The following is a 24,982-nucleotide window of genomic DNA, read 5'->3' as shown; positions in this document are numbered from 1 at the left end:
CGTGCGCTCTGGATGGCCTTGCTGTTGTGCTGTTGCGCCGCCCCCACGCTGGCCCAGGTATGCGCCGAATCGGCGGACGGGCAGGCCAGCTTGCGCGGATGCGTGCACGCACTCCCGGATGCGGCCGCCGCGCAAGTCCTGACGGCCCTCGGCCTGCCTGTGCTGACTGGCGGTGAGTGGTACCGCATCGATTTATCCACCGCCGGCGGCAGGTATTTGCTCGACATCGGCCTTCCGGATGCCTACCGCGTGCAGGTCTATCAGCAGCAGGGCGGGCAGGTGCGCAGCGTGCTGGCCCTCGGCACCGCCAGCACCTACGCCGACCGTCCCGTTCAGCATCGCCGCCTGATGGCGCCGTTGTCGCTGGCGCCTGGCGCGGCCACGGTCTACGTTTATTATCACAGCCACGGCAAGATGTTGATGCAGGCACGTCTGTGGAATGCCGACCAGCTCAACGCCAGCGATACCGAAGAGCATCTGTTCAGCGGCCTGGTGGTTGGCATCATGCTGGCGATGGTGCCGGTGGCCGTGCTCGGGCTCGGCGGACAGCGCGCGCTTGGCTACCGCATGTATGGCGCCATCGTGCTGACGAATATACTTTTCGTCGGCCAGGTCGAGGGATATAACTTCGCCTTCCTGTGGCCCGGTGCGCCAGCCTGGAATATGCTGGCTCCGGGAGTGCTGGGTGGACTGTCGTTGATGGCGCATATCGGCTTCGCCATGGATTTCATGCAGATGCGAACGCGCATGCCACAGCTGCTCCGTTGGCACAGGGCGCTGCTCGCGGTTTGCGTATTGACGGTCGCCGCACACCTGATCTACGAGCTCGATACGCTGCTGACGATACAAATGCTGGCCTACTCTGGCTTCGGTTGCGCGGTTGCGTTCATCGGCGTGCGCCGGCGCATCGAGGCGGCGCGCTTTTATTTGCTGGGTACATCGATCTTGATGTTCATCCCGTTGATCCTGTTTATCTTCGTCGTTCTGGGCGTGCAGCTGGTGCCGTTTTTTTCCGTGCTGTCCTTCCCGAAATTCGGCGGCCTCGGCGAGACGCTGCTGTTCGGCGCGGCCGTTGTCAGTCAATTCCAGAAGTTCAATGCGCGCCAGGCCGAGAGCCGCCTGCTCCGTCTGGCCGAGGCCGAGCAACTGCTGCTGGCCGAACAAACCAAGCTGGCGGCCCTTGAGCAAGCCAACGAGCGCCTGCTGCGCCTGGCGACGGCCAGCCACGACATCGCCCAGCCGCTGGCCTCGCTGCGGCTGGCGTTCAGCGCGCTGGCGCCGCAGCACGGCCCCATCGCCGAGCATATCGATACCACGCTGGCCTATGCGCAGTCCCTGCTCAAAGACCTCATCGAGCAGGCGCGGCAGGACCAGCGCCTGCCCGAGCCCATCGTGCTCACTTCCATGTTCGGGCAGTTGGGGCAAGCCTTCCAGGCGGAGGCCAGCGTCAAGGGCCTGCGCCTGTCGGTGCGCGCCAGCGACGTGCGGGTGACAGGCTCGTCGCTGCTGCTGTACCGCATCCTTGCCAACCTGCTGGCCAATGCCGTGCGCCATACGTCCAGCGGACGCATCGTGCTCGGCACGCGGCGCCGTCCCGGCGGCGTCGAGATCCAGCTGTTCGACACCGGGCCCGGCATTCCCGCGCCGGCCCGCGAGCGGCTGTTGCAGCCGTTTGAGCAGGGCGGCCACAGCGAAGGCTTCGGCCTCGGCCTGTTCATCGTCAAGAACCTCTGCCAGCAGTGCGGCTATGCGCTGCGCATCGCGTCCACGCCGGGACGTGGCAGTTGCTTCGCAGTTTTCATCCCCTCAACGTTGATGTGTTGACAAAAAATACGGTGATTTCCGTATTTCCCCGCTGACCGGCGGTGACTACAGTGGCTGGGCCGATGGCGAACACCGCCATCCCACAACAACCACCGGGGAAACCGTCATGAAATCTTCCATCAAACCCATGTTGTCCGCGCTTGCCTTTGCCGCCGGCTGCAGCGCGCCGCTGGCATTTGCCGACACCATCACCTTCGACAACCCAGACCTGACCAGTGTCGCTGTGCGTCCGACCATCTTCACCACGCAGGGCTTCGTCTTCACCGCGATTGACTTCGAAATGGTCGCCGGCGGCGTCCAGCCGTATAGCAACGGCACCAATGTGCTGAAGTTCGCGCCGCACGACATCGTCTCCCACACCGAGACCAACGCGGTCACGTTCCGCCGCCAGGACGCCGCGCTGTTCAACCTCAACAGCCTGGAATTTTCGCCGGGCGACTTTGCCGGCAATGACGCCAGGATGGGCATCAAGGGCGTGTTTGCCGATGGCTCGACTGTTTCGGGCTTCGTGCAGGCGCACAACGGCGGCGGCTTGACACCGGTCGACTTCGAAGGCTGGACCAATCTGGCGTCGGTTGTCCTCACCGGCAATCTGCTGAGCCAAAGCTACGTCCAGGTGGACAACATCAATGTGACGGCGGTGCCGGAACCGGCCAGCTACGCGATGCTGTTCGCCGGCCTGGGCTTGCTCGGCATCGTAGGACGGCGCGCCAAGCGCGCATGAATTCATCACCGTGTACGCCCGGACTGGCGTCCTCATCTGCTGTTCCAACCTGGAGAATTTAAAATGAAGCACTACAAAAAACTGAGCACTATCGCTGCCGCATTGCTACTGGCCGCCACCGCCTTGCCAGCCATGGCCGGCACGCCCCTGGCCGGGCGCGACCAGTTCTTCCATGCGATCTCGGCCAACGATTCGAACGCCGTCTACCTGTATGACGCGGACTACGACATCACCTGGCTGCGCACCACCACGGGCGCCAATGTGATGACCTACACCCAGGCCAGCAGCTGGGCCAGCCTCAACTGGGGCGGTTTGACCGGATGGCATCTGCCGTCCGCAGGCAGCGTCTACGATTCCGATTACTATCCCAGCACCGTCAAGGGCATAGGTTCCGACGCGGCCCATTTGTACTACGATATTCTGGGCGCGCAGCCTGCGGTCGATCATGATGGCAATCCGCAGACGGGCACGCATCCTCAAGGACCGTTCGGCGGCGTCGACGGCCTTCCCGCGATGGTCTGGCTGGACGGCCCGCATGCGACGCACTGGGACTACGCCTACAACTTCAGCTTCTTCGCCGGCATCAATGGCGAGAGTCCGCAGACCGGGCTGATCGGCGCCATGGCTGTGCGTAACGGCGACGTGCTGGTTGCGGTGCCGGAGCCTGAAACCTACGCCATGCTGCTCGGCGGCCTGGCGCTGGTAGGCTGCGTGGCGCGCAAACGCAAGGCGCATACGCCCACGGCAGCTTGAACGCACTTGGTGAAGAAATCCGCTACTCCTCATGGGAGCAGCGGATTTTTTTTGTCCTCGACGGCGTTACTGCATCTCGCCAAATACTTTTGTCGAACTACTAGTCTTAAATCAAGGATTAGTCCCGAATTCAGACTTGGTCTTTGAACCTTACTGTGGAATTACACAATGTCGAGACAGGGAAGATCGAGGCAAAGTCCGCAGCTTTGACTGCGGCCCTGTATTCCATTCCGATAGGCTTGTCTTCTCGTAACGTCGCGATGTTCAGGTGCTGCCGCACTTGAAGAAACGCGCTGCGAACGATGAGTGCTTTGATGATGAGTTCAGGAAGCTGCGCGCCATCATCAGCAAGCAAATCGACGCGGCCCATCTCAAAGCTGACAGCACAAGTCTAAAGACTAAATGCTTCCAAGGAATGCTAAGCCTCAAATCGTTATGTTGGTGCACGGAATTCGCGATTTCGCTCTTGGCGACCCTTAATGTAATATTTGTCCATCCTTAATCAACCGGATAGCTTACGCGCCAGGCGCTCCAACCTCCGGTTATCGCACACGATAGATCTCATCAATGAAAATTGGGCAGTTCCTACAAGAGTTTCACCATGTACTTACGGAGTACGAACGCTGTGCTTTTCGCGATTTTTCATTTCCGTATGAAGTTACTCCGCACGGATATTTGAAAGAGGCAGAGGACTCTCTGACTCGCATGTCGCAGGGTGGAGATCGCGATGCCGTGGCAAATGCGAAACGAGGAATCGACTGTCAGATCGAGGCTGTCATTGAGACCCTTGGACTTCAGACTTCAGGAGGATTTCCATCGCGTGTATCGGCGATCAGAAAACTTGGATTGGTCGCTCCGCGCATCCTTGAAAAAATCAATAAGTTAAGAAATTCGATCGAGCACGACTTCGTTAACCCAAGTCGAGAACAAGCGGAAATGGCTGTTGATACTGCTCTTCTTTTCGTTGAGCTTACTCACAGGATCTTTCGGCAGATGGTCCTCCAGTGCGCTATCTACGATCCCACGCCGAAGATGGAGCACTGGATTGACTGGGGGCCAAACTATTTGGTGTTTGAATTAAAAGGCGAAGCAGAGGCGTTTGAGGTTCGGGGAAGCATCGAAGGAAGGGCGTCGATATTACAAGTGGTGAAACGCAGCGATCCTGAATTTGTCCCACTTCTCAGATTCTTTCTCGCTGGCGATTTTGCCTATTCTGATCTTCCAGACGGTGAGTTAATCGAACAGTTGCGACAAGACCTCAATGACATCTAGCACAACGTTCAGAGAAACGCGCCCGAATGGCTGCGCCGCAGCTTAGCTTAGATAGAGCCGTGGAAGACCAGTCTTGGTCAGCTGGTGTCAGGTCAAGTCTGAGCTAGTGCAATTGAGCCTCTTGCTTGGGTGGCGCTTGCTTGGTTCGTATAGATTGCAATTCACTTTTGAGCCATGCGCTGCTCGGCACTGGCTGCGCCGTGCCGCATCTCACCAGGTAGTCCTTGCCGGACATGCTGCTGGTGCTGGCCGCCAGGGCAATGAACTGCTCCGTTCCTTCAACCTTCTTCTTGTCGATGAGGTAGTTCAGCTTGCTTGTCAGATGCGCCTTGGCTTCGGCCGAGCTATACCAGCTGCCGTTGCGGTTGAACTGGCAGCCCGAACTCCCCAGCCGGTTCAACAGCGCGTCGATCTCCGCGCGTGATGTGGCTGGCAATTCGGCGGCCATGCTGGATGACATCGCTAGCATCAGCAGCGGGATGGCGAAACGTAATTTCATACTTCACTCCTTGGCTACACAAGATCCTCAATAGTACGCGGATCAAACCATCTGCTCTCGCACATAACGCGCCGGCGGCAGGCCGACATGGCGGCTGAAGGCGACGCTGAACGCGCTGGCAGATCCGTAGCCGACGCGCTCGGCAATCTCGGCGATGCCTGCCTCTTGCTGCCGCAGCAGGTTCTTCGCCAGTGCCATGCGCCAGGTGAGCAGATACGCCATCGGCGCCACACCCATTGCGCGGCTGAACCGCTCGAAGAAGGTCGAGCGCGAAAGGGCCGCTTCCTTCGCCAGTTGCGCGACCGTCCACGGCTTGGTCATGTCTTCATGCATGCGCCGTAACGCGACGGCGAGGCGCTCGTCGGCCAGGCCGCGCAGCAGGCCCGGCGACGCAGCCGTCCCCGCTGCGGATCGCAGCGCTTCGATCAGCAGCACCTCCAGCAGCCGCGCCAGTATCACTTCTCGCGCTGGCCGTGCCGCCCGCGATTCTTCTCCCACCAACTGCACGATGGTGGACAGCCGCGGCTCGCCGCGCACATGCACCAGTTGCGGCAGCAGTGAAACCAGCAAGGCCGCATCGGGCGAGCCGAAGGTGCAATAGCCCACCAGCAGTTGCGTGTCGGCCGGCACGTCTTGTGGGCCGTGGCGGAATTCGCCATTCGGCAACTGGACGGGCGGGGCATCCCGGTGCTTCGCTGCCGGCGGCTTCATGCTGGTCATCGTGAAGCCGTATGCCGACGGCACCAGGACGAAGTCGCCTTGCTGCAATGGGATCGGCTCCTGCCCATTGAGTTTAAGGCGGCACGCGCCTGCAAGGATCACGCAGTAGAACGGCTGCCCGGATTCCGAACGCCGCACGCGCCAGGAACCTGCGGCGCTGACGACCTTGGAGAACCGGGCTTGCGGCTGCAGCAGCGTGACGACCTCGGCAAGCGGATCTATCATATCTGGACTATTGCTCATTAAATGTGGACTGTTGATTGTAGCAAGTCCGAAGGGCGCGAACTATAGTTTGGCTACTGAAAACCACTCAACAGGAGTCGCCATGAAAACCGTCCTCATCACCGGATGCTCATCCGGTTTCGGCCTCGAAACCGCCCGCTACTTCCTCGACCGCGATTGGAAGGTCATCGCCACCATGCGTACACCGCGCGAGGACGTGCTGCCGCGTTCCGAACACCTGCGCGTGATCGCGCTCGATGTCACCGATGCCGACAGCATCCGCCGCGCGGTGGAGGCGGCGGGACCGGTCGACGTGCTGGTCAACAATGCGGGAATAGGCGTGCTGGGTGCGTTGGAGGGCATCCCGATGGCAACCGCACGCGATGTCTTCGAAACGAACACCCTCGGCACCATCGCGATGACGCAGGCTGTACTGCCGCAGTTCAGGCTGCGGCGGGCGGGTGTGGTCATCAACGTGACGTCGAGCGTGACCTTGGTGCCACTGCCTTTGCTGTCGGTGTACACGGCGAGCAAGGCGGCGGTCAATGCGTTCACCGAGTCGCTCGCGCTGGAGCTTCAGCAATTCAATGTGCGCGTGAACCTGGTGCTGCCGGGACGTGCGCCAACCACCAGGTTCGGCGAGAACGCTAAAGCGCGCATGCAGGATTCGATTCCCGAGGCCTACGCCGGTCTGGCGAAGAGCGTCTTCGAGGCGTGGGGCCTATCGTCGGAGGTTACGCACGCTGAGGACGTGGCGCAAGCGGTATGGCGCGCGGCGAACGATCCGTCCTGTCCGCTTCGCCAGGCCGCTGGTGTTGATGCTATCGCGTTGTCTTCGTTGGATTGAAGTGATCTTGTTGGCTTCGGGGTAGTATTGATATGAGCGCACCCTGTGGGGGCGCTGTGTCAACGTTAGGAGAAAAAAATTTCGTTTGTGATCCCGAATCTTCCCCGTAATATTGAAGCTCGGAGGTTCATATGACTAACCAAGCTATGATTGAAACTAAGCTGAAAGGACTGCCGTCGGAGGACGCAGCGACGCTCCTCATGGAGACCTTTCCGGTCGAGGCATCGAACTACAGCGAAGCGTTCAAAATGATGGCGCATCGCTCATGGAAGCGGCCTGATCAGATACGTTTGGCACGCTTTTACCTCAGGAAGATGCCATTCGCTAGTTCGAAGCCATATGAAGTGTTTGCTTCATTTATGTCCTTGCCGACGCTGATCGCGGTTGTCAAAGAGGCGTTGCCCAGCAAGCCCAATGATCGACAATTCATTGCATATCATGTCACTCCCGTCTTGAAGAAAAATATTAAGACGGAGAGTGATCGTGATGTTGTGAATCGCTTCATCATTGAATTGGATTCCGATCATGTCCAATTACCTGCGACCGGGATCTCCGGGCATACCTAGGCCGCAGCCGACCCGGCAGCTTCCTCATCCTGCCGGTACTTGATGCACCAATCGACAAAGCTGCGCAGCGCGGCCGACATGTGCTTGCGGCTTGGGTAGTACAAGTAGAACCCCGGCATGGCCGGGCACCAGTCCTCGAACAGGCGCACCAGTTTTCCTTGACGAATATCCTCGTCCGCATAGGACTCATGCACGAAGGCCATGCCGACGCCATCCCTTGCCGCATCCAGCATGATCTCATCATCATCCAGCACCAGCGGGCCGTCGACGCTGACGGTCAGGTTCTTGCCGTCGCGTTCGAACTCCCACGAGTAGATCACGCCGCTCGGGAAGCGGCGGCCGATGCAGGGCATGCCGCGCAAGTCGAGCGGGCTGGCCGGGCGTCCATGCACTTCCAAAAATTCCGGCGCCGCCACCACCGCGAAGCGCTGCGCCGCGCCGATCGGCACGGCGATCATGTCCAGCGCCAGGCTCTCGCCGAAGCGCACGCCGGCATCGTAGCCCTGGGCCACGATGTCGACCAGTTGGTCGTCGGTGATGACTTCGATCTTCACGCCCGGGTGCACCTTCAGGAAGCCGCTCAGCATCGGCGCCAGCAGCAGCCTGGCCGCCGGACGTGGCACGTTCAGCCGCAGCGTGCCCTGGATCGTATCCCTGAATCCGTTGATTTCGTCGAGCGCCTGTTCCAGGTCCTGGATCACGCGGCTTACCCGCGCGAACAAGTGCTTGCCCGCTTCGGTGGGTACGACGCTGCGCGTGGTGCGGTTCAGCAGGCGTATGCCCAGCCTGGCCTCCAGCGCGCGCATGGTGTGGCTTAGCGATGAGGCGGTGACGTTTCGTTCTTCGGCGGCTTTGCGGAAGCTGCGGTGGCGCGCGACGGCGATAAAAACTTCCAGGTCGTTGAGGTCATGGCGCATAGCGTTGATTCGAAAATATTAAGACGGCGGCCATACCGTAGATTTCATTTGCTTGCGGCAGCATTGATGAATTTCTTTCACTGGTTCAAGTGATTTGCCGCTAATTGTATAGATGATAAAGCAAATGTATCATTTTTTCTACTATTTGCAGATGGAGGAAAAAATGAAACAGCGGAAATTAGGTAGTGGTGGTTTGGAAGTTTCGGCCATCGGCCTGGGTTGCATGGGCATGAGTTTCGCCTACGGCGGCGGCGACGATGCGGCATCCATCCGGACCATGGAACGTGCCGTCGACCTGGGCGTGACCTTCTTCGACACGGCCGAAGTCTACGGCCCTTACACCAATGAGGAACTGGTCGGCAAGGCGCTGCGCAGCGTGCGCAACAAGGTGCAGATCGCCACCAAGTTCGGCTTCCGCATCCTGCCGCACGGCCACGGCGTGCAGCGCATGGCCGGCGTCGACAGCCGCCCCGAACATATCCGCGAAGCGGTGCACGGTTCGCTGCAACGCCTGGGGATCGAGACCATCGACCTGCTGTATCAGCACCGCCCCGACCCTGCGGTCCCGGTCGAAGACGTGGTCGGCGTAATGGCCGAGCTGGTTCGCGAAGGCAAGGTGCGCCACCTGGGCCTGTCCGAAGTGTCGGCCGCCACCATCCGTCGCGCCCATGCCGTGCATCCGATCGCCGCCGTGCAAAGCGAGTATTCGCTGTGGAGCCGCGATCCCGAGAGCAATGTGCTGCCGGTCTGCCGCGAACTGGGCATCGGCTTCGTGCCGTACAGCCCGCTGGGCCGTGGCTTCCTCACCGGCGCGATGACCTCCACCGAAGGCCTGGCGCAGGACGATTTCCGCCGCACGCTGCCGCGCTTCCAGGACGAGGCCATGCGCAGCAACCTGACGCTGATCGGCCAACTGCAGCAGCTGGCCGCAGGCCGCGGCATCACGCTGGCGCAACTGGCGCTGGCCTGGCTGCTGCAGCAGGACGAGCATATCGTGCCGATCCCGGGTGCCCGCCAGATCCGCCACCTGGAAGAGAACGCCGCAGCCGCCGCAGTGACGCTGGGCGCGGCCGAGCTGGCCGTCCTCGACGCCATCTTCCTTGGCGACAGCGTGCAGGGCGCGCGCTACGCCCAGGGCGACCTCGCTCTGCTGGACCGCTAAACCCGGCATCCTCCTCTCCCGCGACCGCGCCCGCGGTCGCCGACTAACCAAGGAATCAATGTGTCTGGAAGTAATGTGAATCAAAAGATGCCGATCGCCATCTATGCGCTCGCAGTGGGCGCGTTCGGAATCGGAACGACGGAATTTATCGTCATGGGCCTGCTGATGGAAATGGCGCGCGATTTCAACACCAGCATCAGCGGCGCCGGCTACATCATCACCGTCTACGCCCTGGGCGTGGTGCTCGGTGCACCGCTGCTGACGCCTTTCCTCAGCCGCCTGCCGCGCCGTCCCGCGCTGATCGGCCTGATGGCCCTGTTCACGCTGGGTAATGCGGCTTGCGCACTGGCCGGCTCGTTCTGGCAAATCCTGCTGGCCCGCTTGCTGACTTCGTTTGTCCATGCCTCGTACTTCGGCATCGGTTCCGTGGTGGCTGCCGACCTGGCGCCGGCGGGCAAGAAGTCCAGCGCGCTGTCGACGATGTTCCTGGGCGCCACGCTGGCCAATGTGATCGGCGTGCCGCTGGGTACGGTGATCGGACAAGCCTACGGCTGGCGTTCGAGCTTCTGCGCGGTGACGCTGGTCGGCTTGCTGGCCACGCTGGCGACTGCACTGTTCGTGCCCAAGCTGGCCCGTCCGACGGCCGCACCGAATCTGCGTGCCGAGCTGCGCGTGCTGCGCCAGCCGGACATGCTGCAAGCCTTCGCCGTCACCGTACTGGGCTTCGGCGGCACGTTCGCGGCCTTCACCTATATCGCGCCGTTCCTGACCCAGGTGACTGGCCTGTCGGAACAGTATGTGTCGCCGATGCTGGTGTTGTTCGGCCTGGGCATGGTGGTGGGCAATCCGATCGGCGGCAAGCTGGCCGACCGCAACACCGCGCTGGCCTTGCGCTGGACGCTGGGTGCGCTGGCTACCGTGCTGCTGCTGTTGGTGCCGTTTGCCCACAACCCGTATGTGGTGGCGGCCCTGATCTTCCTGTTCGGCGCGGCGATGTTCGCCACGATCTCGCCGCTGCAAACCCAGGTGCTGGAACGCGGCACCGGCGCACCGACGCTGGCGGCGGCCTGCAATATCGCCGCCTTCAACCTGGGCAATGCCGGCGGGGCCTGGGTCGGCGGAGTGGTGATCGCGTCCGGCATCGGCATCTCCATGGTGCCCGCGTTTGGCGCCCTGATCACGCTGGCCGGCCTGGCGGTGGTGTTCCTCTACGGCCGCAGCAACGCGGTGGCGGCCAACGGTTAATAGTTAGCGGTAATGGTTCTGGTTTTTTTGTTGATGTTAATTGAAAGGGTAGTTTGATGGCTTATTTGGTAGTCGTAGGAGATCGTTTCAAGAAATTTGCGAGCGACAAGAAGAACGTTTTCACCATCAGTGAACTGGAAAAGGCAATCTGGCAGGGCACCGTGCAGGAGCACGATCAGATCGTCATTGGCCAGGGTGTGGAGCACGACCGTTTCCTGGGTCTGGCCAATTTGATGGAACGCCAGCGCAAGGGCGGCGTTCAGGTGCAGAACATGATGCAGATCCTGGACCAGTGCGATCCATTGCACCAGCGCAGCGTGCACAAGCACAAGCGCGAGAACGTGCTGATCACCAAGCCGGTGGCGCAGGCCGACGGCAGCTACGTCGCCAACCTGTCGATCTGCGATTCGGGCGAGCTGCTCAACGATCACTCGACCGGCCAGCACATCCAGGGCATCGTGCTGACCGAAGCGGGCCGCCAGATGCTGATCTCGACTTCCGAGTACCACCTGCTCGACGATGCAGACCGCAACCGCTGCTACTTCGTGCTGAATTCGCTGAACACCGAATTCAAGCAGTTCGCCTTCCCGCTGCCGGTGACGGTGGTGTTCCGCGCGCTGTCGGAATCCCGCAAGACCGGCCGCTACCTGAAAGTCGATTGCGAGATTTCGTTCTACCAGAACGACCTGCTGGTGGCCGTGGTGCGCAGCAACTACTGCGCTTATTCGAGCCAATACATCGACGAGAAAGAATCGGAACTGGCCAACACGGCCTACGGCACCGGTTATCAGCAAGTCGACGCGGCTGAACCCGCGTTGGCGGCCTGAGCGGCGGGGGCAGCATCGTGGCTATCGCCTTTTTCGATGTCGATGAAACGCTGATCGCGATGAAGAGCATGTTCTCCTTCCTGCGCGTGTTTCTGGCGCGGGTGGAAGACCCGACGCACGGCAGCTACAACCGCATCATGGCCACCATCGACAAGCAGATCAGCCTGGGTGCGACGCGGGAAGACATCAACCGCTATTACTACTCGCTGTTCTGCGGCCACAGCCAGGCCGTGGTGCGCCGCCATGCGCAGGAATTTTTCGACGCCATGACCGTGCCTTACCAGGTGGACGTGGTGCGTCGCCTCAAGGCCCACCAGGCCGCCGGCGACGAAGTGGTGGCGGTGTCGGGCGCGATGCGCGACATCATCTATCCGGTGATGGACCAGCTGGGCGTGCACACCTATCTGTGCTCCGAGCCGGAGGTGATCGACGGCCGCTACACGGGCCGCCTGCTGGCGCAGGCCATCGGCGCGGGCAAGGGGCGGCTGGTGCGCCACTACTGCGAGGAGCGCGGCGTCGATGCCGCCACCTGCACCGCGTATGGCGACCACATCTCGGACGCCGATATGTTGCGCGCGGTGGGACGGGGCGTGGCTGTGTATCCGCAGGAACCCATGCGGCAGCTGGCCCAGGAGCAGCAATGGGAAGTGATGTGCCAGGCCTGAGGCCTGGCGAAAAAAACTCTATTAATTATTTAAACTAAAGCAAGGACAGGCATGAAATATCGTTATCTGGGCAATACGGGTTTATCGGTTTCGGAAGTATGTTTCGGCGCCATGACGTTTGGCGAACAAGGCGCGTTTCTGGGCGCACCGGACCGCAACTGGTCGGAGTTCGGCGTGGTGGGCGAATCGGAAGCGATCAATATGGTGCACCAGGCGCTGGACCACGGCGTCAACTTCTTCGACACGGCCGACGTCTACAAGAACGGCCAGGGCGAGGAGCTGCTGGGCGCGGCGCTGAAAGGCCGCCGCGATTCCACCATCATCGGCACCAAGGGCCGCTGGCGCACCGGCGAGGATCCGAACCAGGTCGGTTCGACCCGCCACCACCTGATCGCCGCCGTCGAGGACAGCCTGCGCCGCCTGCAAACGGACTACATCGATATCTACCACCTGCACGGTTTCGATCCGCGCACCTCGATCGAGGAAACCTTGCGCGTGCTGGACGACCTGGTCCGCAGCGGCAAGATCCGCTACCTGGGCGTGTCCAACTTCGCCGCGTGGCAGCTGGCCAAGGCGCTGGGCGTATCGGAGCGCCGCAACCTGGAACGCTTCGTCTGCTACCAGGGCTACTACAACCTGGCCGCGCGTGAACTGGAACACGAAATCGTGCCGCTGTGCGTGGACCAGAACGTCGGCCTGACCATCTGGAGCCCGCTGGCCGGCGGCTTCCTGACCGGCAAATACAAGCGCAACGAACCGCTGCCGGCGGGCAGCCGCCTGTCGCACGCCACGCCGTTCGAATCGGCCCCGGTGGCGGACCGCGAGCAAGCCTTCGACGTCATCGACGTGATGGCCCGCATCGCCGCCGAACGCGGCGTCACCGTGCCGCAGGTCGCGCTGAACTGGCTGCTGCGCAAGCCTGGCGTCACCTCGCTGGTGATCGGCGCCACCCGCGCATCCCAGCTGAGCGACAACCTGGCCGCGATCGAGTGGGAACTGTCGGCAGGCGAAGTGCAGGCGCTGGACAACGTCAGCGCGCGCGAGAAGCCGTATCCGTACTGGCATATGTGCAATGTGGCCGGCGACCGTCGCCTGCCGCACGACATCTATCCATAACCGCCGGCCGCAGCCGGACTTTTGAAGCATGGGCCGGCGCGCTGTCGCGCCGGCCAACCGAGGGTGGGAAATGAACGCACGTGTATTGATAGTGGGAGCGGGACCGGTCGGCTTGTTCGTCGGTACCGAGCTGGCCAAGTACGGCATCGCCGCCGATATCATCGAGAAGAACAATGGCGGCAACAGCTATTCGAAGGCGCTGAGCGTCAGCGCCGCCAGCCTGAAGGCGTTTCACGGCCTGGGTCTGCAGGAGGAATTCGCCGGGCGCGGCAAGCCTATCCAGGAGATCGCCGTGCATTTCAACGGCAAGCGCTGCGCCCGCATCGACAAGCGCAAGCTGGGCGGCCTGTATGACTACTACCTCAGCGTGCCGCAGCCGGAGACCGAATCGCTGATACGGCTGGCGCTGGAGCGCGCCAACGGCAAGGTCGACTACGGCCATGAACTGACGCAGCTGGAGCAGGACGCGAACGGGGTCTCGGTGGCCATCCGCGACGCGGCCAGCGGCCAGCTGGTCAACCGCCATTACGAAATGGTGATCGGCTGCGACGGCGCGCAGAGCAGCGTGCGCCAGTTGCTGAAGATGCCGTTCGAGGGCTACGACTACGATGTGCATTTCATCATGGGCGATGTGTACTTCGACGGCGCGGTCGAGTCGGAGATGACGTCCTACCATGTGTACGACGAAGGCTTCCTGATTTTCCTGCCGATGGATAACGGCCTGACGCGGCTGGTGGTCAGCAAGCCCGGCCCGCTGCCGGCGAACCGTCCGGCGCCCGATCAGGAAGAGCTGCAATTTTTCCTGGACAAATACTACCCGCGTCCCCTGCGCATCAAGCAGGTGATCTGGAGCTCCAGCGCGCGCTTCTTCAACCGCCTGGCGGCCAGCAACCATGTGGGCCGCGTGTTCCTGGCGGGCGACGCCTTCCACCTGTTCAGTCCGATTGGCGGGCAGGGCATGAACACCGGCATCCAGGATGCCGCCAACCTGGGCTGGAAGATCGCGTTCTACCTGAAGGGCGCGGCCAAGCCCGAGCTGTTGCAGAGCTATCGCCGCGAGCGCTACGTCGCGGTCGGCAAGGCGGCCGACCTGACCGGCGCCAATACCGAATTGATCTTGCGGCGCGGCGGCGCCGAGCACATGCGCTGGCGCTACACGCCGGCCATGTCCAACCGCGCTTTCTATCGCCGCCGCCTGTCGCATGATTTCTCCGGCTTGCTGGCGGACCACAACATCGAGAGCTCATCGCTGGTGGGCCGCCACGTGCCGTACTGTGCGCGCAGCGACGGCCTGCTCGGCTTGCAGAGCACCTACGATATTCCCAAGCTGGGCCGCAACGTCCTGTTCTGCAACGACGGCGTGGCCGACGCGGCGCGCGCAAGGCTGGAGCGCTACCTGCACGTGGTGGCGACCGGCGGTCTGGCGGACGACGACCACGCATGGCGCGCGGCCTTGCACCTGGACCGGCACGATGCCTGCCTGGTGCGGCCGGACGGCTACGTAGGTTTTTGCGGCAGCCTGGATGAGCTTGAGCAGTATCTGGATCGTCTTTACCACTGAGCACAGGAGCGAGCATGAATGAAGAAATGAAGCACGTCGCGGACGCCGGCCGGCGCCGCTTGCTGCAGCTGAGCGCGCTGGGTTTGCTGAGCCAGGGCCTGGCTTTGTCGCCGGCGCAGGCAGCTGCCGCTTTGCCGGCAACGCCGGCCGGCACGTCGCCGCTGCGCCGCTTGGGCGCGTCGGGCCCGTTGGTGCCGGCGGTCGGGCTCGGCTGCATGGGGATGTCGGAATTCTATGGCGCTCCCGATGCGCGCGCCGTGCAGCGCACGCTGGACGCGGCGCTGGAGCGTGGCGTGATGCTGCTCGACAGTGCCGACATGTACGGCAGCGGTGCGAATGAACAGCTGCTCGGGCAGTATCTGCGCGGCCGCCGTTCGCACGCCGTGGTCGCCACCAAGTTCGGCATCGTGCGCGAGCAGAAGGGCTGGCACGTGAACAACACGCCGGCCTACGTCAAGGCGGCGTGCGAAGCGTCGCTGCGCCGTCTCGGCACCGACTGCATCGACGTCTACTATGCGCACCGCATCGATCCCCAGCACCCGGTCGAAGACATGATCGGTGCGATGGCCGATCTGGTCCGCGCAGGCAAGGTGCGCGCCATCGGCCTGTCGGAAGCGGCGCCCGCTACCATCCGGCGCGCGCATGCGGTCCATCCGATCGCGGCGGTGGAGACGGAGTATTCGCTGTTCAGCCGCGAGCCGGAGCGTGAGCTGATTCCATTGTGCGCGGAAATCGGCGCGGCCTTCGTGCCGTATGCGCCGCTCAGCCGCGGCATGTTGGGCGGTCAGGTCGCGCCGGCCAACGCGCTGGGCGCGGATGATTTCCGCAAGAACTTGCCGCGTTTCCAGCCCGGGAACTTCCAGCGCAACCAGGCCATCGTGGCGGAGTTCGCCGAGATGGCGCAGCGTCGCCAGTGCAGCAGCGCGACGCTGGCGCTGGCGTGGTTGTTGGGCAAAGGCCAGCACCTGATTCCGATACCCGGCACGCGCAACGCCGCCCATCTGGCCGAGAACATGGCGGCGGCGACGTTGCAACTGTCCGGCGAGGAGCGCGCCGCCATCGAGCGCCTGTTCCCGGTCGGCGTGGCCCATGGCAAACGCTACACGGACAAGGAGCTGAAGACCGTCGAGCTGTGATTCCGTACTCGGGGGCATGATGGCGGCGTCTGCTATCATCGCCCGATGAACAAGAAACTCCTCTCCGTTGCCGCCATCGCGGGCGTGCTGGGCTTGCTTAATTTGATGAGCCACGCCGAGCAGCGCGGCCAGGTGCCGTTCAAGGCGCTGGTCAGCCCGGCCACCTGCGCGCAGCCGCAGTGGCCGAACGAGGCGCGGCGCTATGAGATCGAAGGCGTGACGACGATACGCTTCCAGATCGGCGAGGATGGCAAGGTCGTGCATCCTGAAGTGTCCAAGAGCAGCGGCTGGAAGATCCTCGACGATGCCGCCATCAGCGGCATTTCCCGCTGCGTGTTCCAGCCCAAGCTGGACGAGGCGAAGGATGGCACGTCGTTCCCGATGCAGTTCGTATGGCAGTTCAGCGACGGCCCGGTGATCCGTCCCTTGCTGGTGGCCGGCAGCTGCCAGCCGTCCGAACGCTTCCAGACATTCAAGGATGCGGATCGCCGGCCCAGCGGCAGCGACGGCATCCTGTTGCGCTTCCTGGTGAACAGCGACGGTGCGCCGATCCGCGTGGTTGCCGAGCCCAACGGCCAGGCGCCGGACGTGGTGGAGCAGGCGGCCGCCTATCTGCAGAGCTGCCGTTTCGCGATCGATCCCCAGCTGCCTGGCCAACATACGGATACGGCTTTCGGCCGCGTGCTGCTCAAGCTGTAATTGATGGTTGCATGACAATACTCTGTGCTATTCTTTGTGCATGATGCAATGTAGCCTTGGATGCAATTTTTTGAGCCTGGTGGCCGGCTGCGTGCTGGCTTTGTCCGCATGGGCGGCCCGCGCCGAACCCATGCGTGTCGCCTATCCCCAGCCGCAGATCGAGCTGGACCGGGGCTACTTCGTCAAGATGCTGGAACTGGCGATGAGCAAGTCCCGCGTCGAGTACAAATTGCAGTCCTGGGACGTGAAGGCGATCAAGGGCCGCGCCGTGCACGAGCTGGCCTACGGCAGCAATGTCGACGTGATCTGGGCCATGACGACCCGCGAGCGCGAACAGCAACTGCTGCCGGTGCGCATCCCGCTGGACATGGGCCTGGCCGGCTGGCGCATCGGCGCCATCAATGCACAGGACCGTGCCAAATTCGAGGCCGTGCGCACGCTCGACCAGCTGCGGCAATTCAAGATCGGGCAAGGCTACGACTGGGCCGACACCACGGTGCTCAAGGCCAGCGGCCTGGACGTGGTGACCGGCGCCACCGCTGAAAACCTGCATGCCATGCTGGCCGTGAAGCGCTTCGATTATTTCCCCCGTTCGATACGCCAGATCTGGGGCGAGGTGGAACAGCATGCGGCGCAAGGGGAGGTGGTGGAAATGACGCTGGCGCTGCACTATCCGGCGGCGGTCTACTTCTTCGTCAACAAGAACAATCCGGCCTTGGCGGCGGCGCTGGAGGCGGGCTTGCGGCAGGCGCGCAAGGACGGTTCGTTCGACAAACTGTTCCGCTCATATAACACCGACTTCATCCGCCGCGCCGACCTGAGCCATCGCGTGGTGCTGGAACTGCCCAACCCCGACCTGCCCGCCGAAACGCCGTTGCAGCAAAAGGATTTGTGGTATTCGCCGTCGCTGCGCTAGGCGGCGTCTAGCGCAGGTCGGCGGCGCGGCGCTTGTCCGGTTCCGACAGCACGCGGGCGATCACCGGCAGCGGCACGCCCGCATCTTCGAGGAACGTAGCAGCCGCCTCGCGGCCTGCGGTTTCCAGCAGGGCCAGGCCCGCATTGACGGCGATGGCCTTGGCGCGGTCTGGACGCGAACGACGTTCTATTTGCATGGGCGACTCCCGTTACGATAAACAGTAGCGCTCAAGCGTAGCACAAAAGCCCGCCGTGTACTCAATTTGACAACGTTCAGGCCGTCTTCTGGTGGAAGCCGCCGCGCATGGCGCTGGCGCTGTGGATGGCGTTGAGTATCTCGTCGAGGCTGGATGGCTTGGTGATATGCTGGTCGAAGCCCACGCTGCGGGTGCGCGCCAGCGTGGCCGGATCGTCCCAGGCGGTGAAGGCGATCAGCGCCACTTCCTGGAACGCCGGCATCGCCCGCAAAGCCGCCGCCACCTGGTAGCCGTCCATGCCGGGCATGCCCAGGTCCAGCAAGACCACATCGGGCATGAAGGCCATGGCCGTTTGCAAGCCTTCGGTGCCGGAGTAGGCTACCGCCGTCTTGTAGTTGTACAAACCGAGCAGCTCTGCTGCGATATCGGCCGCCGCGTCGTTGTCGTCGACGATCAGGATGCGTGGGGGGATGGTGGGCTGGTCCATGATGTTGAACGAAAAAGTAAGCAACGAAGACGGTTGCTGGTCGTTCGGCTGGGTCCGGGCCGGGGGACTAAGGGTGCCGTGGTTTCGGGCACTTAGTTGCAGAAGGCAAGTAGTAGTTCCTAAGATAAATTATAGCCCACTTGTGCGGCGATTGCGCGGCTTGAAGAAACGGCGAACGTCACTAAATTGACTGGATACACACAAAGGATGAACCATGACGACTACTGAAAAAGCAATCCTGGCCGGCGGATGTTTCTGGGGCGTGCAGGATCTGGTGCGCAAATACCCGGGCGTGCTGGCAACGCGGGTGGGCTACAGCGGCGGCGATGTGCCGAACGCCACCTATCGCAACCACGGCACCCATGCCGAGGCGCTGGAAATCATCTTCGATCCGGCCGTCATCAGCTACCGCAAGATCCTGGAATTCTTCTTCCAGATCCACGATCCGAGCACCCGCAACCGGCAGGGCAACGACATCGGCACGAGTTATCGGTCGGCAATCTACTACACTAGCGAGCAACAGAAAGCGACGGCCGAGGACACCATCGCCGACGTCAACGCTTCCGGCCTGTGGCCGGGTAAAGTCGTCACCGAAGTGGCGCCGGCGGGGCCGTTCTGGGAGGCCGAACCGGAGCACCAGGACTATCTGGAGCGCATTCCCAACGGCTACACCTGCCATTTCATCCGGCCGGACTGGCAGTTGCCCAAGCGCTGAGCTGAAATAAATCTGTCATGTAAACAATAACTTATCAACCGGAAGGTATTCGGAAGGCAGGTTTTGCGACCTGCCGCTACAGTGGGCTCATGTTTCATCTCTATTCGTTAGGACGTACCATGAGTCAATTATTTACAGCCGTGTATGAAGTTACCAGCGCCGTCGAAGGCCGTCCCACTTTGCTCCTGAACCTGGTCGTGAACGCCCACAACGATAGCGTGATCGGCCATGCGCGGGTAGCGTTCGACGGCGGCGAAAGCGCCGGCATTTCGGTGCGCGGACACCATACCGAGATCGAGGGCGAGCATCCTTTGCAAGCCATCGTGCTGGCCGGCCTGCCGGCGATTTTCCCGACCGTTGAAGAAGAGCCGAGCGCGTTCCAGTTGCTGATGGTGTTGCCCACCGCCGCGCGGGATGGGCAGGTTTGCTACAAGATGAGTTTTGGCGCACAGCAACAAGCACGCATCGTCGAGATACGCGACGGCGTCGCGCGCGCGGTTTTACCGGAGCTGGCCACCGGCACCTGACCCGTACCACTTCGCAGCAGCCGAAAATTGGTACTCGTCAAATAACACAATGTTCAATTTGAGACATTCGAAAGTCCGGTCCCGGGAGGCCGGATTTTGTGCGTGTGCTGGTTGGTGTGTGCTCACTATCTCTTTCAAGTTCCATATCTATTCTTGCTGCAATTACTCTTCCTATTTTGAAACTGGTATTTGATTGGATGTAATAAAACAAAACCACTTGACTACCACTTTTTTAAGCTCCATCCTGAAAAAATAATAAAAGCATAGATTCACCAACCCAGGAGGAGAAAGCATGGAACGTGCAGTCAAGGGAAATGCGGCCGTACTCGGCCTTATCGCCAGCATGCTGGCGGCTTGCGGCGGAGGGAGCGACGGCTCCACCACCGCCACACCACAAATGAAACTGCTGGGCGGCGTACAAACCGCCGCCGCAGCCGCCGATTGCCCGGCATGGTCGTCCAGCGCGATCTACACCGTCGGCATGTGCGTGACCTACAACGGCAACACCTACAAGGCCAAATGGTGGACGCAGAATAACGTCCCCGGCACCGAGGAATGGGGACCATGGGCGCTGCAAGCCGTGACCCCGACACCAACGCCTACCCCAACGCCGACACCAACGCCAACGCCAACGCCAACGCCGACGCCAACTCCGACGCCTACCCCAACTCCGACGCCAACACCTACACCTACTCCTACGCCAGTCGGCGGCCGCGAAATCGGCTCCTATTTTGCACAGTGGGGCGTCTACGGCCGCAGCTACGAAGTGGCCGACATCCACACCACCAAGACCCCGGTGAATGGCGTGCAGACCAGCGTGGCCGACCAGCTCACCTTCATCAACTACGCCTTCGGCAACACCTACGCCAAGAACGGCGGCTACGAATGCGACATGGTCACGCGCGCCGAAGTGGGCAACGACACGCCGACCTCGCCGCAAGCCGGCACCGGTGGCGACGCCTACGCCGACTACCAACGCCAGCCTGTCCGCACCGTGGACGGCAAGACCGTGCCGTGGGACGCTCCGCTGACCGGCAACTTCCTGCAACTGAAGCTGCTCAAAGCCGCGCACCCCAACCTGAAGGTGTTCATCTCGCTGGGCGGCTGGACCTGGTCGAAGAACTTCTCCGCCGCAGCCAAGACCGACGCGCTGCGCAAGCAGCTGGCCAAGTCCTGCGTGAAGATGTTCATCGCCGGCGACCTGCCGGTGCAGGATGGCCGTGGCGGCGCAGGCTCCGCCAAGGGCGTGTTTGACGGCATCGACATCGACTGGGAATACCCGGGCGGTGGTGGCCAGCCATACAACACGGTCGATGCGGTCAACGACAAGCATAACTTCACGCTGCTGATGGCCGAGTTCCGCGCACAGCTGGATGCGCAAGGCGCCATCGACGGCAAGCGTTATGCACTGACGGCCGCCATCGGCGCCGGCACCGAGAAGATCGCCCAGACCGAACCGGCCGTGTACTCGCAGTACATGGACTGGGTCAACCTGATGACCTACGACTTCCACGGCGGCTGGGAAAGCACCACCAACTTCCACTCGCCGCTGTACCACGATCCGGCCGATCCAGCGACCGGCGTCCTCGCCAAGTACAACACCAACGACGCTGTCACGGCGCTGGTGGCAGCCGGTATGCCGCGCAATAAGATCCTGCTCGGCGTGCCGTTCTACGGACGTGGATGGAAGGGCGTAGCCGCAGGCCCTAACGCCAACGGCCTGTATCAAACCACCACCGGCGGCGCGGCCGGCACCTACGAAGCCGGCATCGACGACTACAAGGTATTGGTCAACAAGTCCGGCACGCGCTGGTACCATCCGCAGACCAAGCAGCTGTTCCTGTACACCGGCACCGGCGAATGGTGGAGCTACGACGATCCGACCGTGATCGCCACCAAGATGCAGTACATGAAGGACCAGGGCCTGCGCGGCGCCTTCTCGTGGGAGCTGGACGGCGACGCCAACGGCGCGCTGACCAGCGCCGTCTGGAAAGGACGCTAAGCCATGAAGCGCCATGCCGCTGTCCAAACCATCGGCGTCAGCGACGCATGGCGCAGCTGGATCGCCGAGAACCTGATCCTCGGCAGCCGGCCGGATACACTGGCCGGCATCCTGATCCAGTCCGGCATCGGAGCGAGGGATGCGCACGCGGAGATCGCCTCCGCACTGCGCAGCCCTTACCTGCAGGGCGTATCGCGTTTGCATAACCGGCTGGCCAAGCGGGACTGGGTGCTGCGCATCCAGTCGCAATTGAACCGGCTGGCACCGGCCGTGGTGCCGCGACGGGAGCGCCTTTCCGCCGCGGAGTTCCTGGAGCAGCACTACCTGCGCAACCAGCCGGTGATCATCACCGGCATGCTGGAGGACTGCGCGGCCCGCAGCAAGTGGACGCTGGATTATCTCGGCAGCCAGCTTGGCGACCGCATGGTGGAAGTGCAGTTCGGCCGCAGCGCCGATCCGGACTACGAGATGAACAGCCTGTCCCACAAGCGCCGCATGCGTTTCGGCGAGTACGTGGCGCTGGTGCGCGACAGCGGCCATACCAATGACTTCTACATGACGGCCAATAACGACGGCCAGAATCGCGAGTCGCTGCAGGAGCTGATGGCCGACGCGCCGCCGTTGACGGACTATCTGACGCCGGAAGGGCGGGGCTTTTTCTGGTTTGGTCCGGCCGGCACCATCACGCCGTTCCATCACGACCTGACCAACAACTTCATGATCCAGATCGCGGGCCGCAAACGCGTGCGGCTGATCGCGCCTTGCGATACGCCCAAGCTGTACAACCAGCGTCACTGCTTTACACCGGTCGATGGACGCAACATCGACCTGCAGCGTTTTCCGATGATGGCAGACGTGCCGGTCATCGACTGCGTGCTGGAACCGGGAGAGATCCTGTTCCTGCCCGTCGGTTGGTGGCACTTCGTCGAAGCGCTGGACATCACCATCACCATCTCTGCCACCCACTTCAAGTGGGACAACGATTTCTACAGCCATTACCCGAACAATCACGATTTCTAAAATACGGGAGACAAAATGCGACATAACCTTTTGATGCTGGCGCTGATCGGCAGCGCCGTTGCTGCCTGCGGCGGCGGTTCCGATCCCCAGAGCGCAACGCCTGCGCCTAAACTGCTGGGCGGCGTGCACACCGCCGCTGCCGCCGCCGATTGCCCTGCATGGTCGTCCGGCGCGATCTACACCGCCGGCATGTGCGTGACCTATGGCGGCAATACCTACAAGGCCAAATGGTGGACCCAGAATAACGTGCCAGGCACCGAGGAGTGGGGACCATGGGCGCTGCAATCCGTGACGCCAACGCCAACGCCAACGCCAACTCCGACACCTACTCCAACCCCGACGCCTACGCCGACACCTACGCCGACACCAACTCCGACGCCAACGCCGGTCGCATGCCGTCCCGACGGCCTGACCTCGCCGGTGCCGAACGTGAACTACTGCGGCGTGTATGACGCCAACGGCCGCGAGAAGCTGGCCAATGGCCTGAACCGCCGCATCGTCGGCTACTTCACCAGCTGGCGCACGGGCGCGAACAACACGCCGGCCTACTTGGTCAACAACATCCCGTGGGACAAAGTCACCCACATCAACTACGCCTTCGCCTCGGTGGACGCGAGTGCCAAGGTCCAACTGGGCACCGGTGCCAACAACCCGGACACCGGCCTGACCTGGCCGACCATCCCCGCCGCCGCGATGGATCCATCGCTGCCGTACAAAGGCCACTTCAACCTGCTGGCGCAATACAAGAAGCGCTACCCCGGCGTGAAAGTGATGCTGTCGGTAGGCGGCTGGGCAGGCAGCGGCGGCTACTACACCGCCACCACCAACGCCGACGGCTCGCTCAACACCACCGGCATCAACACGCTGGCCGATTCGATGGTCGCCGTACTCCGTCAATACACCTTCTTCGACGGCATCGACATCGACTACGAGCACCCGACCACCAACAACGAAGCCGGCAACCCGCTCGATTTCGGCCTCTCCAAGCCTCGCCTGGCAGGCCTGATGAAGAGCTACAACGTGCTGCTGAAAACCGTGCGCCAGAAGCTCGACACCGCAGCCGTCGCCGACAACAAGTACTACATGCTGACCATCGCCGGCTCGGCATCGGGCTGGATCTTGCGCGGCGAGGAAAACCTCTCCGGCCTGCAGTACCTCGACTATGCCAGCCTGATGTCCTATGACCTGCACGGCGGCTGGAACCAGTACGTCGGCCCGAACGCCGCGCTGTTCGACGACGGCAACGACGCCGAACTCCGCGCCGGCAACGCCTACTCGTACGGCGGCATCGGCTACCTGAACGTCGACTGGGCTTACCGCTACTACCGTGGCGCATTGCAGGCCGGCCGCATCAACGTCGGCGTGCCGTACTACACGCGTGGCTGGAAGGATGTCACCGGCGGAACCAACGGCCTGTGGGGCACCACACCGCTGGTGAACGACACCGTCACCTGCGCCGGCGTCAAAACCTGCGGCACCGGCGCGGTCGGCATCGACAACGTCTGGTACGACCTCGATACCAACGGCAAGCCTGTACCTGGCGGCGGCAATCCGCTGTGGCATGCACTCAACCTGCAAAACGCCATCGTGCCGGACTACCTGGATGTCTACGGCGTCACCGAGAAAACCATCACCGGCACCTACACCGCCAACTACAGCGCCACGATGGCGGCGCCGTGGCTGTGGAACGCCACCCGCAAAGTCTTCATCTCCACCGAGACGGCGCAATCGATGGCAGCCAAGACCCAGTACGTGATCGACCAGGGCATCGGCGGCATCATGATCTGGGAACTGGCCGGCGACTACGCCTGGGACGCCAGCAAGAACGGTGGCAAAGGCGAGTACTTCATGGGCTACACGCTGACGACCAACATCTACAACGCCTTCAAGACCGCCAGCCCTTACGGCGCGGTGCGTGCGGAATCGCCGATCCCGGCCAGCAGCGCCAAGGTGTCCATCACTCTGGGCGGCTGGAAGCTCGGCGACAGCAACTACCCGATCAATCCTGTGATGACGCTGACGAACAACACCACCGTCACCATCCCGGGCGGCTCAGTGGTGGAGTTCGACTATCCGGTATCGGCGCCCGCCAACATGAGCGACCAATCGGGTTATGGCCTGACCGTCACCAAGGCTGGTTACACGGGGCCGAACAACATCGGCGGCTTCAAGGCCAACTTCAACCATGCCAAGTTCACCATTCCAACGTGGCAGTCGCTGGCACCTGGCGCTTCGGTGTCGATCACGTTGAACTACTCGCTGCCGATCTCGGGGCCGTCCGCCTACGTGATCACGGTGGGGGGCGTGCGCTACGCCTTGAGCGACGAGTATCCCGGCCTGCCGGTCGCGTTGAAATAAGGGGAT

At 62.3% G+C, this 24,982-nt stretch carries 26 protein-coding genes; 20 read left to right on the top strand and 6 right to left on the bottom strand.

Annotation, left to right across the window (positions count from 1 at the left end):
* The first annotated feature begins 12 nt into the window (after window positions 1-12).
* The 3 genes from GEV01_RS16680 to GEV01_RS31135 all read left to right on the top strand — a co-directional run bounded on the left by GEV01_RS16680 (window position 13) and on the right by GEV01_RS31135 (window position 3,301).
* Window positions 13-1,824 (top strand): sensor histidine kinase, encoded by a 1,812-nt coding sequence (locus tag GEV01_RS16680; RefSeq protein WP_175023088.1) that lies wholly within the window; start codon window positions 13-15, stop codon window positions 1,822-1,824.
* 106 nt (window positions 1,825-1,930) lie between these two features.
* Window positions 1,931-2,548 carry a PEP-CTERM sorting domain-containing protein gene (locus GEV01_RS16675; protein ID WP_152806430.1) on the top strand — a complete coding sequence of 206 codons (618 nt, stop codon included), beginning with the start codon at window positions 1,931-1,933 and terminating at the stop codon, window positions 2,546-2,548.
* Between the two features lie 63 nt (window positions 2,549-2,611).
* Window positions 2,612-3,301 (top strand): PEP-CTERM sorting domain-containing protein, encoded by a 690-nt coding sequence (locus GEV01_RS31135; protein ID WP_235914396.1) that lies wholly within the window; start codon window positions 2,612-2,614, stop codon window positions 3,299-3,301.
* A gap of 130 nt (window positions 3,302-3,431) precedes the next feature.
* Here GEV01_RS31135 and GEV01_RS16665 read toward each other — a convergent pair whose 3' ends face one another.
* On the bottom strand, window positions 3,432-3,671 hold the full coding sequence (locus GEV01_RS16665) for a hypothetical protein (protein WP_152806428.1): 240 nt from the start codon (window positions 3,669-3,671) through the stop codon (window positions 3,432-3,434).
* 197 nt (window positions 3,672-3,868) lie between these two features.
* On the opposite strand from GEV01_RS16665, the gene GEV01_RS16660 reads away from it, so the two are divergent.
* Window positions 3,869-4,573 carry a hypothetical protein gene (locus tag GEV01_RS16660; RefSeq protein WP_152806426.1) on the top strand — a complete coding sequence of 235 codons (705 nt, stop codon included), beginning with the start codon at window positions 3,869-3,871 and terminating at the stop codon, window positions 4,571-4,573.
* Window positions 4,574-4,676: 103 nt separating this feature from the next.
* Here the strand turns inward: GEV01_RS16660 and GEV01_RS16655 are convergent, their stop codons facing one another.
* Entirely contained in the window at window positions 4,677-5,072 is a 396-nt protein-coding gene (locus GEV01_RS16655) for a DUF5329 family protein (RefSeq protein WP_152806424.1), read from the bottom strand.
* 42 nt (window positions 5,073-5,114) lie between these two features.
* Entirely contained in the window at window positions 5,115-6,017 is a 903-nt protein-coding gene (locus GEV01_RS16650) for an AraC family transcriptional regulator (RefSeq protein WP_152806422.1), read from the bottom strand.
* 100 nt (window positions 6,018-6,117) lie between these two features.
* On the opposite strand from GEV01_RS16650, the gene GEV01_RS16645 reads away from it, so the two are divergent.
* A complete protein-coding gene (locus tag GEV01_RS16645) occupies window positions 6,118-6,861 on the top strand; it encodes an SDR family oxidoreductase (protein WP_152806420.1) in 744 nt (247 codons plus the stop codon).
* A 131-nt stretch (window positions 6,862-6,992) separates the two neighbouring features.
* The gene (locus GEV01_RS16640) at window positions 6,993-7,427 is read left to right on the top strand and encodes a hypothetical protein (protein WP_152806417.1); all 435 of its coding nucleotides are present in this window, start codon (window positions 6,993-6,995) and stop codon (window positions 7,425-7,427) included.
* On the opposite strand, the gene GEV01_RS16635 is transcribed toward GEV01_RS16640, so the two are convergent.
* Window positions 7,424-8,344 carry a LysR family transcriptional regulator gene (locus GEV01_RS16635; protein WP_152806415.1) on the bottom strand — a complete coding sequence of 307 codons (921 nt, stop codon included), beginning with the start codon at window positions 8,342-8,344 and terminating at the stop codon, window positions 7,424-7,426. The genes GEV01_RS16640 and GEV01_RS16635 overlap by 4 nt on opposite strands.
* Window positions 8,345-8,507: 163 nt before the next feature.
* Between GEV01_RS16635 and GEV01_RS16630 the strand changes: the two genes are divergently transcribed.
* The 9 genes from GEV01_RS16630 to GEV01_RS16590 all read left to right on the top strand — a co-directional run bounded on the left by GEV01_RS16630 (window position 8,508) and on the right by GEV01_RS16590 (window position 17,671).
* A complete protein-coding gene (locus GEV01_RS16630; RefSeq protein WP_152806413.1) occupies window positions 8,508-9,506 on the top strand; it encodes an aldo/keto reductase in 999 nt (332 codons plus the stop codon).
* Window positions 9,507-9,581: 75 nt separating this feature from the next.
* Window positions 9,582-10,751, top strand: a complete 1,170-nt coding sequence (locus GEV01_RS16625; protein WP_328595534.1) for an MFS transporter — start codon at window positions 9,582-9,584, stop codon at window positions 10,749-10,751.
* Window positions 10,752-10,807: 56 nt separating this feature from the next.
* A complete protein-coding gene (locus GEV01_RS16620) occupies window positions 10,808-11,578 on the top strand; it encodes an AfsA-related hotdog domain-containing protein (RefSeq protein WP_152806411.1) in 771 nt (256 codons plus the stop codon).
* A 17-nt stretch (window positions 11,579-11,595) separates the two neighbouring features.
* Window positions 11,596-12,243: an HAD family hydrolase gene (locus GEV01_RS16615; protein ID WP_152806409.1), complete on the top strand. Its 648-nt coding sequence runs from the start codon at window positions 11,596-11,598 to the stop codon at window positions 12,241-12,243.
* 51 nt (window positions 12,244-12,294) lie between these two features.
* Complete coding sequence (locus GEV01_RS16610) at window positions 12,295-13,359, top strand: aldo/keto reductase (protein ID WP_070360961.1); 1,065 nt, start codon at window positions 12,295-12,297, stop codon at window positions 13,357-13,359.
* A gap of 70 nt (window positions 13,360-13,429) precedes the next feature.
* A complete protein-coding gene (locus tag GEV01_RS16605) occupies window positions 13,430-14,920 on the top strand; it encodes an FAD-dependent monooxygenase (protein ID WP_175023087.1) in 1,491 nt (496 codons plus the stop codon).
* Window positions 14,921-14,934: 14 nt separating this feature from the next.
* Window positions 14,935-16,056 (top strand): aldo/keto reductase, encoded by a 1,122-nt coding sequence (locus GEV01_RS16600; protein WP_235914395.1) that lies wholly within the window; start codon window positions 14,935-14,937, stop codon window positions 16,054-16,056.
* Window positions 16,057-16,101: 45 nt separating this feature from the next.
* A complete protein-coding gene (locus GEV01_RS16595; RefSeq protein ID WP_152806405.1) occupies window positions 16,102-16,755 on the top strand; it encodes an energy transducer TonB in 654 nt (217 codons plus the stop codon).
* 40 nt (window positions 16,756-16,795) lie between these two features.
* The gene (locus tag GEV01_RS16590; protein ID WP_152806403.1) at window positions 16,796-17,671 is read left to right on the top strand and encodes a type 2 periplasmic-binding domain-containing protein; all 876 of its coding nucleotides are present in this window, start codon (window positions 16,796-16,798) and stop codon (window positions 17,669-17,671) included.
* Between the two features lie 7 nt (window positions 17,672-17,678).
* On the opposite strand, the gene GEV01_RS16585 is transcribed toward GEV01_RS16590, so the two are convergent.
* Together GEV01_RS16585 and GEV01_RS16580 are read right to left on the bottom strand one after the other, a co-directional pair.
* Window positions 17,679-17,867 carry a hypothetical protein gene (locus GEV01_RS16585; protein ID WP_008451721.1) on the bottom strand — a complete coding sequence of 63 codons (189 nt, stop codon included), beginning with the start codon at window positions 17,865-17,867 and terminating at the stop codon, window positions 17,679-17,681.
* A 76-nt stretch (window positions 17,868-17,943) separates the two neighbouring features.
* Window positions 17,944-18,354 (bottom strand): response regulator, encoded by a 411-nt coding sequence (locus tag GEV01_RS16580; RefSeq protein WP_152807072.1) that lies wholly within the window; start codon window positions 18,352-18,354, stop codon window positions 17,944-17,946.
* Window positions 18,355-18,568: 214 nt separating this feature from the next.
* Between GEV01_RS16580 and msrA the strand changes: the two genes are divergently transcribed.
* The 5 genes from msrA (at window position 18,569) to GEV01_RS16555 (ending at window position 24,976) form a co-directional block, all read left to right on the top strand.
* Window positions 18,569-19,069, top strand: coding sequence for a peptide-methionine (S)-S-oxide reductase MsrA (msrA, locus tag GEV01_RS16575; protein ID WP_008451718.1), 501 nt, complete (start codon window positions 18,569-18,571; stop codon window positions 19,067-19,069).
* A 119-nt stretch (window positions 19,070-19,188) separates the two neighbouring features.
* Window positions 19,189-19,596 carry a DUF1842 domain-containing protein gene (locus tag GEV01_RS16570; protein ID WP_152806401.1) on the top strand — a complete coding sequence of 136 codons (408 nt, stop codon included), beginning with the start codon at window positions 19,189-19,191 and terminating at the stop codon, window positions 19,594-19,596.
* 292 nt (window positions 19,597-19,888) lie between these two features.
* Window positions 19,889-21,598: a glycosyl hydrolase family 18 protein gene (locus GEV01_RS16565; protein WP_152806399.1), complete on the top strand. Its 1,710-nt coding sequence runs from the start codon at window positions 19,889-19,891 to the stop codon at window positions 21,596-21,598.
* Between the two features lie 3 nt (window positions 21,599-21,601).
* Window positions 21,602-22,618 (top strand): cupin-like domain-containing protein, encoded by a 1,017-nt coding sequence (locus tag GEV01_RS16560; RefSeq protein ID WP_008451715.1) that lies wholly within the window; start codon window positions 21,602-21,604, stop codon window positions 22,616-22,618.
* Window positions 22,619-22,633: 15 nt separating this feature from the next.
* Window positions 22,634-24,976 (top strand): chitinase C-terminal domain-containing protein, encoded by a 2,343-nt coding sequence (locus tag GEV01_RS16555; protein WP_152806397.1) that lies wholly within the window; start codon window positions 22,634-22,636, stop codon window positions 24,974-24,976.
* Window positions 24,977-24,982 lie beyond the last annotated feature (6 nt).

The organism is Rugamonas rivuli (genome assembly GCF_009380165.1).
GTDB classification, from domain to species: domain Bacteria; phylum Pseudomonadota; class Gammaproteobacteria; order Burkholderiales; family Burkholderiaceae_D; genus Rugamonas; species Rugamonas rivuli.
This window is presented reverse-complemented; position numbering and strand designations above follow the sequence as displayed.

What these genes read in the sequence shown, in the direction of transcription:
- GEV01_RS16630 (WP_152806413.1), top strand. Translation starts at nt 8,508, where the DNA reads ATGAAACAGCGGAAATTAGGTAGTGGTGGTTTGGAAGTTTCGGCCATC.
- GEV01_RS16580 (WP_152807072.1), bottom strand. Translation starts at nt 18,354, where the DNA reads ATGGACCAGCCCACCATCCCCCCACGCATCCTGATCGTCGACGACAAC.
- GEV01_RS31135 (WP_235914396.1), top strand. Translation starts at nt 2,612, where the DNA reads ATGAAGCACTACAAAAAACTGAGCACTATCGCTGCCGCATTGCTACTG.
- GEV01_RS16570 (WP_152806401.1), top strand. Translation starts at nt 19,189, where the DNA reads ATGAGTCAATTATTTACAGCCGTGTATGAAGTTACCAGCGCCGTCGAA.
- GEV01_RS16645 (WP_152806420.1), top strand. Translation starts at nt 6,118, where the DNA reads ATGAAAACCGTCCTCATCACCGGATGCTCATCCGGTTTCGGCCTCGAA.
- GEV01_RS16665 (WP_152806428.1), bottom strand. Translation starts at nt 3,671, where the DNA reads ATGGGCCGCGTCGATTTGCTTGCTGATGATGGCGCGCAGCTTCCTGAA.
- GEV01_RS16555 (WP_152806397.1), top strand. Translation starts at nt 22,634, where the DNA reads ATGCGACATAACCTTTTGATGCTGGCGCTGATCGGCAGCGCCGTTGCT.
- GEV01_RS16600 (WP_235914395.1), top strand. Translation starts at nt 14,935, where the DNA reads ATGAATGAAGAAATGAAGCACGTCGCGGACGCCGGCCGGCGCCGCTTG.
- GEV01_RS16590 (WP_152806403.1), top strand. Translation starts at nt 16,796, where the DNA reads ATGATGCAATGTAGCCTTGGATGCAATTTTTTGAGCCTGGTGGCCGGC.
- GEV01_RS16585 (WP_008451721.1), bottom strand. Translation starts at nt 17,867, where the DNA reads ATGCAAATAGAACGTCGTTCGCGTCCAGACCGCGCCAAGGCCATCGCC.
- GEV01_RS16605 (WP_175023087.1), top strand. Translation starts at nt 13,430, where the DNA reads ATGAACGCACGTGTATTGATAGTGGGAGCGGGACCGGTCGGCTTGTTC.
- GEV01_RS16635 (WP_152806415.1), bottom strand. Translation starts at nt 8,344, where the DNA reads ATGCGCCATGACCTCAACGACCTGGAAGTTTTTATCGCCGTCGCGCGC.
- GEV01_RS16610 (WP_070360961.1), top strand. Translation starts at nt 12,295, where the DNA reads ATGAAATATCGTTATCTGGGCAATACGGGTTTATCGGTTTCGGAAGTA.
- GEV01_RS16620 (WP_152806411.1), top strand. Translation starts at nt 10,808, where the DNA reads ATGGCTTATTTGGTAGTCGTAGGAGATCGTTTCAAGAAATTTGCGAGC.
- GEV01_RS16675 (WP_152806430.1), top strand. Translation starts at nt 1,931, where the DNA reads ATGAAATCTTCCATCAAACCCATGTTGTCCGCGCTTGCCTTTGCCGCC.
- GEV01_RS16680 (WP_175023088.1), top strand. Translation starts at nt 13, where the DNA reads ATGGCCTTGCTGTTGTGCTGTTGCGCCGCCCCCACGCTGGCCCAGGTA.
- GEV01_RS16560 (WP_008451715.1), top strand. Translation starts at nt 21,602, where the DNA reads ATGAAGCGCCATGCCGCTGTCCAAACCATCGGCGTCAGCGACGCATGG.
- GEV01_RS16595 (WP_152806405.1), top strand. Translation starts at nt 16,102, where the DNA reads ATGAACAAGAAACTCCTCTCCGTTGCCGCCATCGCGGGCGTGCTGGGC.
- GEV01_RS16655 (WP_152806424.1), bottom strand. Translation starts at nt 5,072, where the DNA reads ATGAAATTACGTTTCGCCATCCCGCTGCTGATGCTAGCGATGTCATCC.
- GEV01_RS16640 (WP_152806417.1), top strand. Translation starts at nt 6,993, where the DNA reads ATGACTAACCAAGCTATGATTGAAACTAAGCTGAAAGGACTGCCGTCG.
- msrA (WP_008451718.1), top strand. Translation starts at nt 18,569, where the DNA reads ATGACGACTACTGAAAAAGCAATCCTGGCCGGCGGATGTTTCTGGGGC.
- GEV01_RS16660 (WP_152806426.1), top strand. Translation starts at nt 3,869, where the DNA reads ATGAAAATTGGGCAGTTCCTACAAGAGTTTCACCATGTACTTACGGAG.
- GEV01_RS16650 (WP_152806422.1), bottom strand. Translation starts at nt 6,017, where the DNA reads ATGATAGATCCGCTTGCCGAGGTCGTCACGCTGCTGCAGCCGCAAGCC.
- GEV01_RS16565 (WP_152806399.1), top strand. Translation starts at nt 19,889, where the DNA reads ATGGAACGTGCAGTCAAGGGAAATGCGGCCGTACTCGGCCTTATCGCC.